Source organism: Streptomyces himastatinicus ATCC 53653 (assembly GCF_000158915.1).
Taxonomy (GTDB): domain Bacteria; phylum Actinomycetota; class Actinomycetes; order Streptomycetales; family Streptomycetaceae; genus Streptomyces; species Streptomyces himastatinicus.
Genome location: NZ_GG657754.1, coordinates 10810654 through 10828485, shown reverse-complemented (window position 1 = coordinate 10828485; position 17832 = coordinate 10810654). Strand labels below are relative to the sequence as shown.

Annotated in this window: 11 protein-coding genes; 4 read left to right on the top strand and 7 right to left on the bottom strand. The window is 70.9% G+C overall.

The annotated features are described in order from the left end of the window. Nucleotides 1-61 precede the first annotated feature (61 nt). Nucleotides 62-1555, bottom strand: a complete 1494-nt coding sequence (locus tag SSOG_RS45540; protein ID WP_009721100.1) for an APC family permease — start codon at nt 1553-1555, stop codon at nt 62-64. A gap of 169 nt (nt 1556-1724) precedes the next feature. Between SSOG_RS45540 and SSOG_RS45535 the strand changes: the two genes are divergently transcribed. Beyond that, entirely contained in the window at nt 1725-2438 is a 714-nt protein-coding gene (locus tag SSOG_RS45535; protein ID WP_009721099.1) for a TetR/AcrR family transcriptional regulator, read from the top strand. Nucleotides 2439-2458: 20 nt separating this feature from the next. Here SSOG_RS45535 and SSOG_RS45530 read toward each other — a convergent pair whose 3' ends face one another. Beyond that, on the bottom strand, nt 2459-3151 hold the full coding sequence (locus SSOG_RS45530; RefSeq protein ID WP_009721097.1) for a beta/alpha barrel domain-containing protein: 693 nt from the start codon (nt 3149-3151) through the stop codon (nt 2459-2461). Here SSOG_RS45530 and SSOG_RS57205 point away from each other — a divergent pair. After that, nucleotides 3073-3978 (top strand): aminotransferase class III-fold pyridoxal phosphate-dependent enzyme, encoded by a 906-nt coding sequence (locus SSOG_RS57205; protein ID WP_009721098.1) that lies wholly within the window; start codon nt 3073-3075, stop codon nt 3976-3978. The genes SSOG_RS45530 and SSOG_RS57205 overlap by 79 nt on opposite strands. Nucleotides 3979-3993: 15 nt before the next feature. Here SSOG_RS57205 and SSOG_RS52945 read toward each other — a convergent pair whose 3' ends face one another. From SSOG_RS52945 to SSOG_RS45505, 5 genes are all read right to left on the bottom strand, one after another. Then, nucleotides 3994-4149, bottom strand: a complete 156-nt coding sequence (locus tag SSOG_RS52945) for a hypothetical protein (protein ID WP_009721095.1) — start codon at nt 4147-4149, stop codon at nt 3994-3996. Nucleotides 4150-4448: 299 nt separating this feature from the next. Continuing rightward, nucleotides 4449-5207, bottom strand: a complete 759-nt coding sequence (locus SSOG_RS45520; protein ID WP_009721094.1) for an SDR family NAD(P)-dependent oxidoreductase — start codon at nt 5205-5207, stop codon at nt 4449-4451. Between the two features lie 29 nt (nt 5208-5236). Beyond that, nucleotides 5237-6262, bottom strand: coding sequence for an NADP-dependent oxidoreductase (locus SSOG_RS45515; protein WP_106516740.1), 1026 nt, complete (start codon nt 6260-6262; stop codon nt 5237-5239). A 45-nt stretch (nt 6263-6307) separates the two neighbouring features. Continuing rightward, a complete protein-coding gene (locus tag SSOG_RS45510; RefSeq protein WP_009721092.1) occupies nt 6308-8257 on the bottom strand; it encodes an oxidoreductase in 1950 nt (649 codons plus the stop codon). A gap of 29 nt (nt 8258-8286) precedes the next feature. Further along, the gene (locus SSOG_RS45505) at nt 8287-9933 is read right to left on the bottom strand and encodes a GMC family oxidoreductase (RefSeq protein ID WP_050800219.1); all 1647 of its coding nucleotides are present in this window, start codon (nt 9931-9933) and stop codon (nt 8287-8289) included. A gap of 254 nt (nt 9934-10187) precedes the next feature. Here SSOG_RS45505 and SSOG_RS45500 point away from each other — a divergent pair, with 254 nt between their 5' ends. Together SSOG_RS45500 and SSOG_RS57200 are read left to right on the top strand one after the other, a co-directional pair. After that, nucleotides 10188-14741 carry a glycoside hydrolase family 2 gene (locus tag SSOG_RS45500; protein ID WP_039940336.1) on the top strand — a complete coding sequence of 1518 codons (4554 nt, stop codon included), beginning with the start codon at nt 10188-10190 and terminating at the stop codon, nt 14739-14741. 430 nt (nt 14742-15171) lie between these two features. Continuing rightward, the gene (locus tag SSOG_RS57200) at nt 15172-17601 is read left to right on the top strand and encodes a glycoside hydrolase family 95 protein (protein ID WP_009721089.1); all 2430 of its coding nucleotides are present in this window, start codon (nt 15172-15174) and stop codon (nt 17599-17601) included. Nucleotides 17602-17832 lie beyond the last annotated feature (231 nt).

Sequence of the window (17832 nt, the reverse complement as noted above, 5' to 3'; positions counted from 1 at the left end):
GGATCGATGGTTGTCGGATCATGCCGGATGGTCCGGCATGACCCGAGGAGGGGCGAAGGGGTCAGGAAGCGGTCCCGGCAGGGTGGTCCATCGGCAGCCGCAACCCCTCCGCATCCGTGCCGCGCCCGGTGACGAAGTACGGTGAGTGCCGCCGGTACTTGGCCCATGCGGCCATGGCCAGGCCGGAGGCCACGATCGCGCAAGGCAGGGAGAACATGAACCACCCGTTGTCCGGGCTGAGTTCGAAGTGGTCGGTCCCGGTCAGATACGAGTAGGCGAGATAGCCGCCGATGGCGAACAGCGCCAGCCCGGAGGCGGCCGGTATCCCCACCGCGAGCAGCGCCTCGCGCACCCCGGCGCGGAGGGTGGAGCGGAAGCGCACGGCGCAGGCGATCGCCGTCAGACCGTAATAGAGGGCGACGACGAGGCCGATGGAGTTCACGGCCGCCAGGATCATGTCGCTCAGCTTGGGGATGGCCAGGGCGAACAGGGCGACGGCGGTCGCGACGGCCGTGACGAGGACGGTGCCGATGGCCGGTGTTCCGTACCGGGGGTGGATACGGGTCCACACCGGCCCCATCGTGCGATCCCGGCCCATGGCCAGCAGCCCGCGAGCGGTGGGAATGACCGACGACTGGACGGACGCCACGGCCGAGAACATCAGGGCGAGCAGGGGCACGCCGGCCCAGGGTTCGGCGGCCAGCTTGGCGCCCAGATACGGAAGCGCCTGCGGGCCGTTCCGGATCAACTCGGGCAGGCTCATCTCCCGCTGGAAGGCGACCGAGGCGAAGATGAACAGGCCGAGCATGGCGAAGAGGGCGATGAAGCCGCCGCGGGCCGGGTTGCCGACGTCCTTCGTCTCCTCGGTGAGGCTGAACGCCGCGTCCCAGCCCCAGAAGAAGAACACCGCCAGGACCAGGCCCTGGGCGAACGCCGTGCCGCTCTCGATCGCGAAGGGGTTGAACCACGACAGCGACAGCTCGTGCTCCCCGGTGATCAGGGCCCAGCCGCAGAAGATCAGCAGCACGGCGTATTCGAAGATCAGCAGGCCCGCCTGGAGACGGGTGGCGCTGCGCACCCCGGTGACGGCCATGGCGGTCACGGCGGTGAGGACCACCAGCCCGATGACGGTGCTCGTGGCGGTGGAGTTCGGGTCCAGGGCGATCCCGACGACGCTGGTGACATGCGCCTTGATGGCGAACTGGATGATCACTGAACCGGTGACGGCGCTGGTGTACGCCAGGAAGATGATCACGCCGACGATGTTGACCCAGCCGGTGAGGAAGCCCGGCCAGGGCCCGAGGGAGGTGCCGACCCACACATAGCCGCTGCCGCAGTTCGGTTCGGACCGGTTGAGCCGGGCGTACGCGCAGGCGATGCCGAGCATGGGCAGGAAGGCCAGCAGCAGGAGGATGGGGGCCTGGAGCCCGACGGTCGCGACGAGCGTGCCCATGCCGATGGCGATGCTGGTGGTGGCCGCCGTACTGGAAGCGGCGATGGCGACGCCGTCGACGACGCCGAGCGAACGGCGCAGCTCGGCGGGGTGATGGGACATGACGGGCTCCTCACTGAGGGAGGGGGCGGGGAAGAGCCGTACGGATGCCGCGCATCGAATAACGGCAGCCCATCTTGCGTCAATGGTGTTGACATAAGGCTGCGGGCGCCCTTCACTGCCCAGAACAACGGCTCAACACCAGCGATACGGCGGCGGAGAGGGGTTCACCATGGCCGGTGCGGCAGGAGATCGGGTCTCTCATGTGCGCAGACGGCGTCGGCCCACCCGCTCGGGCACGCTGCTGTCCGCCGAGCTGATCGTCGACTGCGCGCTACGGCTGATCGGCGAGCATGGCCCGGAGGCGCTCAGCGTGCGCCGCCTCGGAGCGGCCCTGGGGTGCGATCCGAGCGCGGTCTACCGCTACTTCCACAACACCGACGATCTGCTGCTCGCCGTCGCCGACCGGATCATCGGGGATTCGATGGACGGCTTCGTCCCCGGCCCGGACTGGGTGGCCTCGCTGCGGGAGATGGCCCTGCGGGTCCGCGACTCCTACCGCGCCCATCCGCGCGCCGCGGTGCTGGCCTCGTACCGGGTGACCCGCCGGGAGAACGAGTTCCGGGCGGTCGAGACCGGTGTCGGCATCCTGGTACGGGCGGGCTTCGAGCCCGCCCGCGCCCTCCGCCTCTATCTGGCCTTCATCGACACCGTCCTCGGTCACGCCGCCCTGGACGCGGCCGCTCTCGCGCTGTCCCCCGCCCAGCGGGAGGGCGACAGCCAGGCGTCCACCCGGGCGTATCAGTCGGTCTCCGCCGAGACCTATCCGCTGCTGGCCGCCATACGTGAGGACCTGTACGCGCTGGCGGAAAGCTCCTTCGAGCCCGCCCTCGAACTGATGCTGTCCGCGCTAGCCGCACAGGCCCCCGCCCGCCCCGGGGCGTAGGCGGACCCAAGGCACCGCCGTCAGAGCGATGACCAGGGCCGACGCGGGGGCGTGAGCGGTTCGATCTCGGCGTACGTCCGTGCCCGGTCGGCCGAGGCTCCGATGATGTCGTCCAGGCGGCCGATGCCGCGGGCATCGAGATACGCGCCCAGCTGGACGAGCACTTCGGTGAGTGCCGGTGCGCCGCGCAGGAGCAAGAGGCTTGCCAGTTCGACCGCATGCGCGCCGGAGAGCAGGAACCTCGCCACATCCAGACCGTCGCGGGCGCCGTTGGTGCCGATCAGCGGGGTGCCGTCGCCCAGGTCCCGACGGCACTTGCTGAGCCAGTAGAGGCTGATGGGCAGCATCCACGGGCCGCCGACGGCGCCCCAGGAGCCCAGCTCCGGCTCCCAAGTCTCGAGGTTGGGCACGAACCCGCCCAACCGGCCGATCAGGGTGACCGCGTCGGCGCCGTTGTCCACCGCCGCACGGGCCATGCCCAGGATGTCGCTCGCCTGACCCGGCAGTTTCACGATCAAGGGGCGGTCCATCGCCGCGCTTACGGTCCGTACGTACCGGGCGACGCCGTCGGCTTCGGTGAGTTGCCGAACCGCCCCGGCCTCCCTCCCGTGCGGCGCGCCGATGTTGATCTCCACTGCGGGGACGGCCTCGGCCATCCGGGCCGCGAGTTCGGCCGCCCCCGCGGCGGAGGCCACCGTCACGCTGCCGATCACCGCGGCGCCCCCCGGAACTCGCCGGACCAGCCGCCACGGAAACAGGCTGGGACGTCTACCGCCATGACGGTCACCCCGAACGCACCGTGATCCTCTCCCGCGATTCCGCGTACCACGGGGTCGGCGCCGCCTCGCTCGCGGCAACCGGGCTGCCCGCGATGAAGGAAGGCTTCGGGCCCCAGCCCGAGGGCTTCGTCCACCTCGGCGTCCCGCACGGCCTCAAGCACGGCGAGCACGCGACCGACGTGCTCGTCGCCGAGCTGGAATCCGTCATCGCCGAGATCGGCGCGGACCGCATCGCGGCCTTCATCGGCGAACCGGTGCTCGGTGTCGGCGGCATGGTGCCACCGCCCGAAGGGTATTGGCCGCGGGTCCAGGCAGTGCTGCGCAGGCACGGCATCCTGCTCGTCCTCGACGAGATCGTCACCGCCTTCGGCCGGACCGGGCATTGGTTCGCCGCCGAGTACTTCGGCATCGCCCCGGACGTCATCGTCACCGCCAAGGGCCTGTCCAGCGGGTACATCCCGATGGGCGCCGTGCTCATCGGCGGGCGGATGTACGTCGCCCTGAGCCCGCTGGCAGAACTCGACCACGTCGTCGAGGTGCGGGGCCTGGGGCTGATGCTGGGCGTGGAGTTCGCCCCGGGAGTGGATGCCGCGGAGATCGCACGGGCCTGCCGCGAGGACGGGGTGATCGTCCGGGCCGGCGTCGGCCGGATCGTGCTCTCCCCACCGCTGGTGATCAGTGAAGCGGACGCCGACGATGTCGTCGCCGTACTGGCCAAGCACGTCCGGTGCCCCGGAAGCGGGCGGTGTACGGAAGCCTGATCAGGGAGACCCTGATCAACCCCGCGCCCCGGCCTGGTTCGCCGCCTTGCTCGGTTCGTCGGGCATGGAGCCGTCGGTCTCCGCCGTGCCGGGGCGGTCGACGACCGCCCCGGCGGCGCGCAGGGCGTACTGGAGGGGCATCACCCCGCCCATGTGCCGCAGCCCCGCCATCGCTGCGGGCTTGGCGGCGTCCTTCGACCTCGACGCGGCTGAGTTCTTCGGCCGAGGTGCCGTCGTGGCCGGTGACCGCGGTCATCAGCAGGAACGCGTCGCCGTTCGCCGGGCTCCACGACAGAGCCAGCGTGCGGTGGAACAACCGACCCGTCGCGACGCCGTTGTGCACGATCTCCCGTCGCGTCCGCTTGGGGGGCTCAGCAACCGCTCACGGTCGACGCCGGAGACCCGCAGCATCGGCGTCATCGGCTGACGCGCCGCGGTATCTCGGGATCGATCGGGAACCCGTATCCTCCTCACCGCGCGATGTATCCGCCGTCCGCGTAGACCTCCGAGCCGGTCATAAAGGTGGAATCGTCGCTGACCAGGAATGCGACGACGGCTGCGATCTCCTCCCCACGGCCCAGCCTTCCGATCGGGGTGCCGGCCAGCATGGCTTCGTGGCGGGCCGTTCCCTCGTACCTCTCGAGCAACTGCCGGGTCCCGATGAAGCCGGGGTGCAGGGAGTTGACGCGAACTCCGGAGTCCGCCCAATGCAGCGCCGCGTTCTTGGTGAGCGTGCGAACGGCGCCCTTTGCCGCGTGGTAGGCCGCGCTGTTCCCCATGCCGCCCACCGTGCCGAGTATCGAGGACACGTTGACGATCGATCCGCCTCCCGAGGACGCGATGAGCGGGCCGAGGTGCTTCATGCCGAGCCAGACCCCGGTGGAGCCGATCGACATGACCGCCTGCCAGCGCTCGATCGTCTCGTCCTCGACCGTGGCGATACTGCCGATGGCAGCGTTGTTGACCAGCCCGTCCAGTCGGCCGTACTCATTGCGGATGAAGCTCGCCACGTCGATCCACTGGGACTCCTCGGCCACGTCGAGCCGCGCCGTCACATGCCGTCCCGGTGTGCCGTCCAGCTCGGCGGCGAGGGCGCCGCACGCCTGCTCGTCGAGGTCGGTGAGCACCAGGTGGGCTCCCTCCTCCGCGAGTCTGGCGGCCGCGGCCGTACCCAGTCCCCCGGTGGCGCCGGTCACGCACACGACCTTGTCCCTGATGCGTTCGTCCATCGCCGGCACAGCACACCTCATTCATCGGGTCAGCCGAGGCTGACGAGCGTCTTTCCGGCCGTTCGGCCGGCGATCATCTCCGTCAGCGCATGCGGAGCCGATTCCAGGCCCGCGAAAACGGTCTCGCGACATTCCAGCTCGCCGCTGCGAAGCCACCCGGCCATCCGGCGCCGCATCTGCTCCATGAGGTGCAGGTTGCTGCTCCCGCGGAACCCGCGGAGGGTCAGGTCCTTGGACACCGCGAGGAACAGGTTCCGCGGTCCGGCGGGGCCGGACTCGTACTCCGAGATGGAGCCACACATCGCTACGCGTCCGCCCCTCCTCAGGTGTGACAGGGCGGCCTCGAGGTGGGTACCTCCGACGGAGTCGAAATAGACGTCGATCCCGTTGGGCGCGATGTCGGCCAGCGTTGCTTCGAGGTTCCCTGCCCGGTAGTTGAAGGCGTCGGCGCCCAGGCGGTCGCGCAGCCAGTCGGCCTTGTCGTCGGTGCCCGCGCTGGCCACTACCCGGTTGCCCATGAGCCGTGCGATCTGCACGGCCAAGCTGCCCACCGCTCCCGCGGCAGCCGAGACCCAGACCGTTTCCCCGCCCCGTAGCGCGTCAACGACGTGCAGTCCGGCGTAGGCCGTCAAACCCATACCGCCCAGCGGGCCGAGATACCACTGCGGCTCGCATTCATCGACGTCCAGGCGTGTCAGGGTGCCGAGGCCGCTGAGCTGCTCGGCGCCCGCGTCCACGACGGCGTACTCGCGCCAGCCCTGGGCGTGCGACACCACGTCACCCGGGGCGAAGCCCTCGGCCCGGGACTCCACCACCTCGCCCACCGTCATGATGCCGTCCATGGCGCGGCCGAGAGCGAAGGCGGCGAAGTAGCCGGAGGGCGCGTCGGGACGCAGCCGCAGCCGAAGGCCGGGGTCCACCGATGTCCACGTGTTGCGTACGAGCGCCTGCCCCGGCCCGGGCCGGGGCACAGGGACCTCGACCACCTCGAAGTCGTCCGGGCTGACGCTGCCGACCGGGTACGTCCTGACCCGGATCTCCTGTCCGGTCCGCATCACCATACTGAACTAATATCAGTTTGGTTTGACCGGGCGCAATGGTCAAGCGTGCGGCATACGGTGTCGTACAGCCGTGGCGATTCTGACGGCGGCCTCCCGCCCTTCGGCGATCGCATGCGCCACACGTCGCGGAACCACGGCGTCGCCAACCGTCAGCACCAGGGGGGCGGCGCAGTCCAGGGCGCCGCGCGGGCGGCGCTCCCCCACCACGACGACCCGGTCCGCGGGCACGGTGGTGGTCCCTCCCGAGGTGCGGTGAGCGACGGTGACGCCCTCGGGGCTGATGCCGGTCGCCGTGCACAGCGGCAGGATCTCAAGGTCGCAGGTGCCCGACAGACGTTCCAGCAACTGGACGCGGCTCTCGGGCGGGATCGCCCCGGCGAAGGCCGTTCCCGGCGTGACGAAGGTGATGCGGGGAACCCCCGCGGCCACGGCCAGTTCCACGACGTCGCACCCCGGCCACCAGCCGAACCCGTCGTCGGCCACGAGCACCTGCGCGGCGCCTGCCAGCGACGGAACTCCCCGCTCCAGCGCGACCGACGAGGCCATGGCACCGGCCGCCACCAGCGGCGATGTCTCCGACGCGCCCGTGGCCAGCACCACGGCGTCGAATCCGTCGAGGTCAGCGCCCGGCTCCACGGTCTGCCCCAGACGTACGTCGACACTCGCGGCGGACAGCCCCCGTTCGTAGAAGCCGAGCAGCGCGGCCCAACCGGTGCGGTGGGGCGCCAGAGCCGCCGTGGCGAGCTGACCGCCCAGCCGGTCGGCGGCCTCGAAGAGGACGACATCCGCCACCCCGGCCTGGGAGAGGCTCAGCGCGCACTCCAGGCCCGCGGGTCCCGCACCCACGACGGCGACGCGCTGTGCGGTGGCGCGTGCCGGGTCCCACGCGCGGACCAGCGGTGCGGCGGGCCGACGGGGTTCGCCGGGCGGTGCCAGGTCCGGGTTGACCACGCACAGCAGCACCGGGTCGAACGTCCGGCAGTCCTCGTTGCAGGCCACGCAGGGCCGGACCTCCGCCGCGCGCCCGGTGAGAACCTTGCGCGGCAGGTCCGGGTCGGCGATGAGTGCGCGCGCCATCCCCACCAGGTCGGCGCCGGCCGCCAGGGCGTCGTCGATCGCGGCCGCGGTACGGAAGGCGTGGGACGCCACGAGCGGCCGGGTGACGAGCGGCCGCAGACGCGCCAGATCGTCCAGCACCGGCGGGCTTTCGGTGGCCATGTCACGGACGTAGGTGGTCCGCACCCCGACGGTGACGTTGACGTAGTCGACCAGCGGATCCACGGCCGGCAGCAGCGCGGCCAGCTCGTCCGGCGTCAGCGCCACGTCCTCCGAGGCGTCGACGCTGAAACGGATGCCCAGCAACGCGTCGGCCGACAGCCCGCGGATCGCGGCGATCACCCGCTCCAGTATCTCGAGCCCGTCACGGCGCGGGTTCGTGCGCGGCGAGAGGAACTGCTCCAGCAGATAGGCGTGAGCGGCGTGCAACTCGATGCCGTCGAACCCCGCCTCCAGAGCGTGGGCGGACGATACGCGGAACGCCTCCACCACCTCGTCGATCTCGCTGCCGAGCAGAGCGCGCGGCGCCGTCGGCTCACGGGGAGAGCGCACGGCCGCGGGAGCGACCGGTGCGTAGTACGACTGGGCTCCGAGCGTCTCCCGGCCGAGGTGAACGAGCTGGCAGACGGCGACGGCGCCTTCGGCGTGCATGGCCTCCACCCGCTCCCGCAGCGGACCCACCGCCTCCGGACGATGGAGCTGAAGGATGTTCCCCTGCCGCGGCGCGGACTCCGGTGCCACCGTCGTACCGCCGCAGACCAGCAGCGCCGCGCCACCGGCCGCCAGCCGGCCCCAGTACTCGGCGTCGCCGCCGACCGGCAGCCCGTCCCGTACGAAACCGCTGGCGTGGGCCGTGGCGACCAGCCGGTTCCGCAGCGTCGACGAACCGATGACCAGCGGCGCGGCGGCCAGGGGAAGAGGTGATGCGGCCATGGGCCCTCCGGGCGTCGGTCGTGATGTGACTACGCCGGGGTGACGGCGCTCTCGTCCGCGGTGGGACCGGCGCGGCGTCCGCGGATGAGGTCCGACAGCCGTTCCGCGGCGGCGATGGTCGGCAGGTTCGTGTTGGCCCGCGGCACCTCAGGGAACACGGAGGCGTCGGCGACCCAGAGCCCGTCGACGCCGAGGACGCGGCCGGACGGATCGACCACCGCGCGGGGGTCGTCGGGTGCGCCCATGCGGCAGGTTCCGCAGATGTGGCCGGTGTCGCCGATGGTCTCCATCAGCCAGCGGTCGACCGTCGCGTCGTCGGACAGCGTGTCGAGGCCCCGGCCGGCGATGTCGATGGCGATGTGTTCGAAGGCGGTGTCGAACGGTCCGCTGCGCAGCAACTCCAGGCAGTGCTTGACGCCGTCACGCATCCGGACGAGGTCCGAGGGGTCGCTCAGCAAGTCCTGGTCGATCACCGGATGCGCGTCCGGGTCGGCGGAGGCCAGGCGCAGCACACCGCGCGAGAACTGCTGGTTCGCCCACAGACAGAGCAGGCCGGGGCCGCCCGCGGCGTGGCCGCCACCCGCACCGCCCCAGGTTCCGCCGGTGCCTTCGGCGACGAGGTGGGAGTCGCCGGGGTTCGGCAGGGCGAGCGTCTGGTTGATCGAGGTGATCATCATGTCGTTCTCACCCGCTCCCGCCAGCCCGGAGGAGTAGCGCAGACAGCAGTTGGCATGCCGGGCATCGATGTCGGGCTGCTTCCCCGGCCGGGCGTACAGCCAGAACAGCGCCAGGGGATGTTCCTGCATCCCCTCACCGACCGGGAGCGCCGCCACCGGGCCGTCCGGCCCGATGCCGGACCGCAGCAGGATCGCCGGGGAGTGCACCGCTCCGGCGCACAGGACGACGTGCTGGGCACGGACTTCCGTCCAGTCGTTCCCCCGGCGCAACCGCACCCCCACGGCCCGGCCGCCCTCGATGAGCACCGTGTCCACCGTCGCGCCGCCGAACACCCGCAGATTGGGGCGCTGTCGGGCGGGCTCCAGGTACCCGTCGTTGGTCGTGACCCGCGCACCGTCGCGGGAGCTGATGGCGTACGGCGAAACGCCGGTCCCCGTCGGCCCGTTGTGGTCGTCGCACCAGGCATGGCCACGTCCCAGCGCGGCCTCGGCGAGCGCGTGGTCGGCGGGTCCCCAGTCCTCGCGGCCGAGCCGCTGCACCGGAATGGGTCCGTGATCGCCGTGGTGAGGGCGGTCGCCGAAGTCCGCGTCGCTCTCCATGCGTCGCAGGTACGGCACCATGTCCGCGTACGACCAGCCGGGACAGCCGTACGCCGCCCACCGGTCGTAGTCGTCCGGCATGGCCCGGAAGGCGATCATGCCGTTGACCGACGACGAACCGCCGAGGCCCCGTCCGCGCACATGCGGCCGCGGCGCCTGGGCGCGGCTGCGCCGTGACGTGAGACCTGGCCACTGGAACTCCGGGCAGGCCGTCTCGTCCAGCGCCCGCCAGCCGTTCATACTGCGCAACTGCGGTGGGGCGTCGGCGGACCGCCAGTCGCGCCCGGCCTCCAGCAGCACGACCTCGCTGGCCGGATCCTCGCTCAGACGCGCCGCCAGCACGCTCCCGGCGCTGCCGCCGCCGACGACCACCCAGTCGGCTTCCACCGTCGGTGTCATGGTGCCCCCGCCTCCATCCACCCAGAAATTGAACTAACTTCAATTCTGCGGGGAGCGTACTGCCCCGAACGGAAGGGCGGCAAGACCCGTGACGGGCATTGATATGACGCGTATGACCACCACGCGCCCCGCCCCCTCATTGGGGGCGAACAAATCGAGCCGTGGCTGTCGCATGTCTTGGCGTGCGCGCGCACGTTGGCTAATGTCCGGCCCTGTTGGTTCTGGAGTGCTTCCAGAGAAGGGTGGGCTGCCAGATGCCCCCGTTACGCCGAGCCTTACGCCGACTGGTCGTTCTCACCCTGCTCGCCCTGCTCGGGGCGCTGGTGCCACCGCTTACCGCCTCCGCCGCCGAGACGCCGCCCGCGGACGTGTACAAGCTGCTGGAAGATCCGGAGGTGACCGCGATCGGCCAGGAGCGCCCGCACGCGAAGCTGACTCCCTACGCCGACGCGGCGAGCGCGCTGAAGGGCGGGGACAGGTCCCCGTGGACGAAGTCGCTGGACGGCACATGGAAACTCCACATGTCCGACCGCCCTGAGGAGGTGCCGGAGAACTTCTCCGCCGAGGGCTACGACACCTCGCAAAGCGGCTGGCGGAGCATCCGCGTACCGCACACGTGGCAGACGGACGGTCTGGACCACCCCATGTTCCGCAACATCCCCACCGAGATGTATCCCGACGACCCGCCCAAGGTGCCGCACGACGTCAACCCCACGGGGGCGTACGTGCGGACCTTCGAGCTGCCGAAGAGCTGGGAGAAGCGGGAGACGTTCCTGCGCTTCGAGGGCGTCACCAGCGGCTACCTGGTCCGGGTCAACGGCCGCTACGCGGGCTATGACCAAGGCGGCTACACGCCCGCCGAGTTCGACATCAGCGAGTATCTGCACCCGGGACGGAACACCGTCGCGTTGCAGGTCCACCGCTGGGGGTCCGGGGCCCATCTGGAGGACTACGACCAGTGGCGGTTCGCGGGCATCTTCCGCTCGGTCGGCCTGTACTCCACCCCCACGACGTACCTGCGCGACGTGACCGTCAAGACAGACCTTGACGCGGCGTACCGCGACGCCCGGCTGACCGCCCGGGTCGACTTGGCGACGAAGGGCGGTAACGCCACGGCCGCCGAGGTCACCGGCACGCTCTACGACCCGCGCGGACGCAAGGTGACAACGATGTCGGCGACGGCGGGATCCGGCGGCGACACCGCGTCCGCCACCCTCAGCGCCGAGGTCACGGCGCCCGCGAAGTGGACCGACGAGACCCCGGATCTCTACACCCTCGTCGTCCGGCTCAAAGGCCCCGACGGCACGGTGACGCACACGACCGCGCAGCCGGTCGGCTTCCGCGACATCGAGATCAGGGACAAACAGCTCCTGGTCAACGGCGAGCGCATCCTCATCAAGGGTGTCAACCGCTCCGAGACCGACCCCGACACGGGCCGGTACGCGACCCGCGAGCGCACCGCGTCCGATGTGTCCCTGATGAAGCGGCTCAACATCAACTCGGTGCGCACCGCCCACTACCCGTCGGATCCCCATCTCTATCAGCTGGCCGACCGCCGGGGCCTGTGGATCGACGACGAAGTGGACATCGAGACCCACCACCACGACGGCTGCCCGGACGACTGCCTCGCCGACCGGCCCGAGTGGCAGGCGGCGTTCATGGACCGCTTCACGGCGATGTACGAGCGGGACAAGAACCACCCCAGCGTGCTGATGTGGGACACCGGCAACGAGGCGGGCCTCGGCAAGGCGCACTACTCCATGGCCGAGTTCCTGGACCGCGAGGACCCCGGCCGACCGGTTTACCACCAGCCCAACAGCCCGGACGGCGACGCACCGTTCGCCGACGTGTGGGGGCCGCGCTACCCGTCCCCCGCGAGCCTCGAGGCCAAGGCGAAGGCCACCACCAAGCCCATCATCATGGGCGAGTACGCGCACGCCATGGGCAACTCCCTCGGCAACTTCCGGGAGTTCTGGGACGTCGCCAGAAAGTACCCCCAGGTCCAGGGCGGCTACATCTGGGACTGGGCGGAACAGAACATCACCCAACCGCTCGTCACCACGCCCGACACCTCCGGCAACGACATCCTCTCCTACCTGAGCGGGAAGCCCGAGCTGGTGGCCCCGCGCGAGGGCGGTGGCGGCAAGGCGCTCGCGCTGTCCGGGCTCGACGACTTCGTGGAGGTCTACCGGGACCCGAAGCTCGACGCGGTGTCCGACAAGCTCACCCTGGACGCCTGGGTGAAGCCGGACGACTGGACCGGAAGCTTCACCGTGATCGCCAAGGGCGACCACGGCTACGCCCTGAAGATGCGGGACGAGGACACCCTGGAGTTCTTCGTCTACGGGAACGGAGACTGGCGCACCGTCGCAGCGGACGTCCCCGCCGACTGGTACGGCTCATGGCACCGCGTATCGGGCACCTTCGACGGCACCTCCCTGAAACTCCTCATCGACGGCCGCCAGGCCGCCTCCACCGGCTGGACCGGCACCGTCGCCTACACCGCCCAGCCGGTGAACATCGGCCGCAACGCGGAGACCGACCAGGAGAACATCGAGACCCGGATGGCGCACGGCGCGATCGACCAGGTCCGCGTCTACCACAAGGCACTCGGCCCGGAACGGCTCGCCGCCGACCCGGAGTCCGAGGCCGTCCTCGCCCTCGACTTCGACCGGCTGGACCGCGAGGGCGAGTTCCTCTCGTACGGCGCCGGGACCGGCGGCGTGGACGGGGTGGTCTCCGCCGACCGGACCGTGCACCCCGAGGCCCGCACGATGGCGGCGGTACACGCCCCGATCCGTATCTCCGGCGAGAAGCCCTCGGAAGGCAGGATCCGCGTCGCGAGCGAGCGCTCCTTCACCGGCACCGGCGACCTCCGGCTGCGCTGGACGGTGCGCGAGGGCGCCCGGACGCTGGCCCGGGGCACACGCGCGCTCGACCTCGCCCCGGGCGAACGGAAGGAGATCCGGCTGCCGAAGCCCCCGGCCAACCCCGAGGACGCCGACCGGCAACTCACCGTGGAGGCCGTGGCCAAGGAGGACGGACACACGGTCGCAGTCGAGCAGTTCGACGTCGGTGGCCGTCAACTCGCCGGGGTGGTGAAGCCGAAGGCGCCCGGCACGGTGCGGACCACCGAGGCGGGCGGCCGGATCACGCTCACCGGGGACGGCTTCTCGTACACCTTCGACCGGGACGATGGCGAGCTGGTCTCGATGAAGGCCGGAGGGCGTGAACTGCTGAGCGGCGGGCCGGAACTGGACGCCTGGCGGGCGCCGGTCAGCAACGAGATCGGTTCCGAGGAGGGGCCCTGGCGCGAGGCGGGCCTGGACCGGCTCAAGACCACGCCGGGCAAGGTCACGGTCAGGGAGCGGGACGGTGCGGCCGTCATCACCGTTCCCTCCTCGGTCGCGGCCCCCGGTGTCAAGGACGCGTCGTTCACGCAGACCCTGCGCTACACCGTCACCGGCAACGGCGTGATACGCGTCGACCACCGCGCCGAAGCGCGGGGCGCGGCCCGCGAGGTGCCCTATCTGCCCCGCATCGGGCTCACCCTCCGGCTGCCCGACCGGTACGACCGCTTCACCTGGTACGGGCGCGGGCCCCAGGAGAACTACAACGACCGCGAGGACGGCGCCCCCGTCGGGGTGTACTCGACCGACGTGGAGAAGCAGTTCTCCGGCTACACCAAGCCGCAGGAGTACGGCAACCACGAGGAGGTCCGCTGGGCCTCCCTGTCCGACGGCACACGCGGGCTGCTGGTCTCCGGGGACTTCTCGGCCGGAGTGACGCCGTACCGCGATCTCGACCGCGCGGCCTACCCCTTCGCACTCCAGAAGAACCCCGAGGGCAACACCCTGCGCCTGGACCACGCGGTCAGCGGGGTGAGCGAGACGTTCCACACGGTGCTGCCCGAGTACCAGGTCCAGCCCGACCGCGAGTACGCGTACACGCTGCGGCTGCGCCCGCTGACCAGCTCCGAGGCGCGGGACGGACAGCCACGGGGGCCGGTGGTCTGCGCCCCCGAGGCGAAGCTCACCGCCGAGGACACCTCCCTGGCTGCGGGCGAGTCCACGGCGGCGGAGCTGACGGTCACCAATCCCTGCGACCGGCCGTTGCGGGACCTCACCACGGTCTTCGACCTCGGCGAAGGCTGGAGCGCCGACCCCGCCTCCGACGGACTCGGCGACCTCGCCCCGCACGAGTCGGTGACGTTGCGGACCACGGTCACCCGCGGCGAGGACTCCCCGGACGGCCTGCGCCCCGTCGTCGCCACGGCCCGCGCGACCTCGACGGGCGGCGCCCTGGTCAGCGACGAGGCGAGGGTCGACCTCGACGGCACCCCTCCCCCACCGCGCGGAAACGTGCCCGTGTCCGGGCTGGACTTCGTCACCGCGGACAACGGCTGGGGACCGGTCGAACGGGACCGCAGCAACGGCGAGTCCGCCCCCGGCGACGGCAAGCCCCTCAGCATCGGCGGCACGGCGTACGAGCGCGGCCTGGGCACCCACGCCGACTCGACCGTGGAGGTCTACCTGGGCGGCAACTGCTCGACGTTCACCGCCGACACGGGCGTGGACGACGAGGTGGGCGATGGAGGGAGCGTCACCTTCGAGGTCTACGCCGACGACAAGCGGGTCTACGCGGGCCCGGCGGTCAAGGGGACGGACGCCGCCGTGCCGGTGGAGGCCGACGTCAGCGGCGCGCAGAAGCTCCGGCTGCGCGTGACGGACGGAGGTGATGGCAATGCGCACGACCATGCCGACTGGGCGGCGGCCACGGTGCGGTGCGCCCCTGCCCCGGCTCGCTGACCGCCCCGGCCACTGACCGGGCCGTTCCATCAACGCGCGACGCGGTCGACGCACCCGTCGAGCTCGTCGACCGGCAGGGCCCGGTTGATCCAGCGAGCCCCTGCGCGAGCCGTTCGGGCGTCTCTACGACTGGACTGTCGAGCACAGCGAAGAGATCCACAACTCCCAGCGGGCGTACGACAGCCACCTCAAACATCCGGTCACTCGCTGACGTTGCGAGGTGGTGCATGCGGTCCACCGAGGCAGGCGCGGAGTCGGCCGACGCAGTACCGGCCGGTGTGGAGAATCGGCCCGAACACCTCCCTACCTGCAATCTTCTCCGCGGCGAGGTCGATGACCATGGCGTTCAACCATGCTGCGCGGCATCGAAATCCGTCGAAGTTGCACCTGCCCATCGACAGCAGACATCCTATGAGTTGAAGCTAATGGCATGGACCGCAGACATTTCTTCGCATGGTCGGCCACGGCCGGAGCCGGCGTGACGGACCTGGTGTTATCCGGCGGCCCCGCTGCGGCCGCCGCCGACCAGGCGTCGGCGTCGGGCGCATCAGGGCCCGACATCAGACCCGGCGATCTCGCCCTCTGGTATCCCCGTGCGGCCTCCACATGGCTGGAGGCGCTCCCCATCGGCAACGGGCGGCTCGGGGCCATGGTCTTCGGTGGCGCCGAGAGCGAACTGCTCCAGCTGAACGAGGACACGGTGTGGGCGGGCGGACCGTACGAGCCCGCCAGCCCGAAGGCCCTGGCCAGCCTCCCCGAGATCCGCAGGCGGGTCTTCGCCGGGGAGTGGGAGGCCGCCCAGTCCCTGATCGACTCGGACTTCCTCGGCACCCCCAAGGGCGAGTTGATGTACCAGCCGGTCGGGAACCTGCGGCTGGCCTTCGATGCCGCGGGCGAGGTCGGAGACTACCGGCGCACGCTGGACCTCGACTCCGCCGTCGCCTCCGTGCGCTACGCGCAGGGAGGGGTGACCTACGACCGCGAGTGCTTCGCCAGCCACCCCGACCAGGTGATCGTCATGCGCCTGACCGCAGACAGGCCGGGGGCCGTGTCCTTCACCGCGGCCTTCGACAGCCCGCAGACCGTGATCGCGTCGTCGCCCGACCGGATCACCGTCGCGATCGACGGAACGTCGGAGACCCGTGAGGGCGTCACCGGGCAGGTACGGTTCCGGGCGCTGGCCCGTGCCCGGGCCGACGGCGGAACGGTCAGCAGCGAGAACGGCACCCTCACGGTGACGGGGGCCGACTCCGTCACCCTGCTGGTCTCGGTCGGCACGAGCTACACCGACTACCGGAACCCGACCGGCGACCACGCGGCCCGCGCCACCGCTCCTCTCAACGCCGCGTCGGACGTCCCGTACGCACGCCTCCGGAAACGCCATGTCGCCGACTACCGGGGCCTGTTCCGGCGGGTCGGACTCGACCTCGGCACGACCGACGCCGCGGCGCTGCCCACCGACGAACGGGTGGCCAACTTCGCCTCCGCCACCGACCCGCAGCTGGTCGCGCTGCATTTCCAGTACGGCCGCTATCTGCTGATCTCCTCGTCACGGCCCGGGACCCAGCCCGCCAATCTCCAGGGCATCTGGAACGACTCGCTCAGCCCCTCCTGGGACTCGAAGTACACGATCAACATCAATACGGAGATGAACTACTGGCCGGCGCCCGTGACCAACCTCCTGGAGTGCTGGGAACCGGTCTTCGACCTGCTCGCGGATCTGTCGGTCGCCGGGGCCACGACCGCGAAGAGGCAGTACGGGGCCGGAGGCTGGGTCACCCATCACAACACCGACGCCTGGCGCGGCACCGCCCCGGTGGACCGTGCGTTCCCGGGCATGTGGCAGACCGGCGGCGCCTGGCTGTCGACCGGCATCTGGGACCACTACCTCTTCACGGGCGACAAGAAGGCGCTGCGCCGTCGCTATCCGGTGCTCCGGGGCTCGGTGCGGTTCTTCCTCGACACCCTGGTCACCGATCCGGCCACCGGACACTTCGTCACCTGCCCCGCGAACTCACCCGAGAACGCCCACCACACGAACGTGTCCGTCTGCGCCGGGCCGACCATGGACAACCAGATCCTGCGCGACCTCTTCGACGGGTTCGTCAAGGCATCCGAACTCCTCGGCGAGGACGCGGACGCCGGGATGCGGGCCGAGGTGCGGCGCGTGCGCCGGAAACTGCCACCCATGAAGATCGGCGCCCAGGGCCAGCTGCGGGAGTGGCAGGAGGACTGGGACGCGATCGCTCCCGAGCAGAAACACCGGCACGTCTCGCACCTGTACGGTCTGCACCCCAGCAACCAGATCACCAAGCGGGACACCCCGGAGCTGTTCGCCGCGGCACGCAAGACGCTGGAGCGGCGGGGTGACGCGGGCACCGGCTGGTCCCTGGCCTGGAAGATCAACTTTTGGGCCAGGCTGGAGGACGGCGCGCGGTCCTTCAAGCTGCTGACCGATCTGCTCACCCCCGAGCGCACCGCGCCGAACCTCTTCGATCTGCACCCGCCGTTCCAGATCGACGGCAACTTCGGTGCGACGGCGGGCGTTTCGGAGTGGTTGCTCCAGTCCCACGCGGGTGAGTTACGTCTGCTGCCCGCGTTGCCTCCGACACTGCTCGACGGCCGGGTACGCGGTCTGCTGGCGCGCGGTGGCTTCGAGGTGGATCTGACGTGGCGCCAGGGCGCGCTGCTCACGGGCAAGCTGCGTTCCCGCTCCGGCAACCAGGCGATCGTACGCTCCGCCACGGATCTGAAGGTGTCCGTCCACGGCCATCGGCTCCGGGCACGGCGCCCGGAGCCGGGGCTGATCGTCTTCGACACGGAGCCCGGGACGACGTACCGCCTGAACCCTGCGGACTGAGCACCTCCCGCCACGAACGCATCAAGCGCCGCCCCGTCCTCGGAGGACTCGGAACCACCCGCGGGTCAGCCGGGCCCGCCGCTCCGGAGCGGCCTGCGGGGAGTCGCTGAGGAGGCCGCTGCGCCGGAGGCAGGAGAGGTAGCCGTCGAGCAGCGTGTCGTCGACGGGCGGGCAGGAGTCCCGCCAAGCGGGCCAGATCTGGTCGGTGCGGGTGCGTGCGACTTCGGGGAA

Excerpts from the sequence above, each read along its gene's own strand:
- SSOG_RS45500 (WP_039940336.1), top strand. The coding sequence starts at position 10,188 with ATGCCCCCGTTACGCCGAGCCTTACGCCGACTGGTCGTTCTCACCCTG.
- SSOG_RS45510 (WP_009721092.1), bottom strand. The coding sequence starts at position 8,257 with ATGGCCGCATCACCTCTTCCCCTGGCCGCCGCGCCGCTGGTCATCGGT.
- SSOG_RS52945 (WP_009721095.1), bottom strand. The coding sequence starts at position 4,149 with ATGGCGGGGCTGCGGCACATGGGCGGGGTGATGCCCCTCCAGTACGCC.
- SSOG_RS57200 (WP_009721089.1), top strand. The coding sequence starts at position 15,172 with ATGGACCGCAGACATTTCTTCGCATGGTCGGCCACGGCCGGAGCCGGC.
- SSOG_RS45535 (WP_009721099.1), top strand. The coding sequence starts at position 1,725 with ATGGCCGGTGCGGCAGGAGATCGGGTCTCTCATGTGCGCAGACGGCGT.
- SSOG_RS45540 (WP_009721100.1), bottom strand. The coding sequence starts at position 1,555 with ATGTCCCATCACCCCGCCGAGCTGCGCCGTTCGCTCGGCGTCGTCGAC.
- SSOG_RS45505 (WP_050800219.1), bottom strand. The coding sequence starts at position 9,933 with ATGACACCGACGGTGGAAGCCGACTGGGTGGTCGTCGGCGGCGGCAGC.
- SSOG_RS45515 (WP_106516740.1), bottom strand. The coding sequence starts at position 6,262 with ATGCGGACCGGACAGGAGATCCGGGTCAGGACGTACCCGGTCGGCAGC.
- SSOG_RS45520 (WP_009721094.1), bottom strand. The coding sequence starts at position 5,207 with ATGGACGAACGCATCAGGGACAAGGTCGTGTGCGTGACCGGCGCCACC.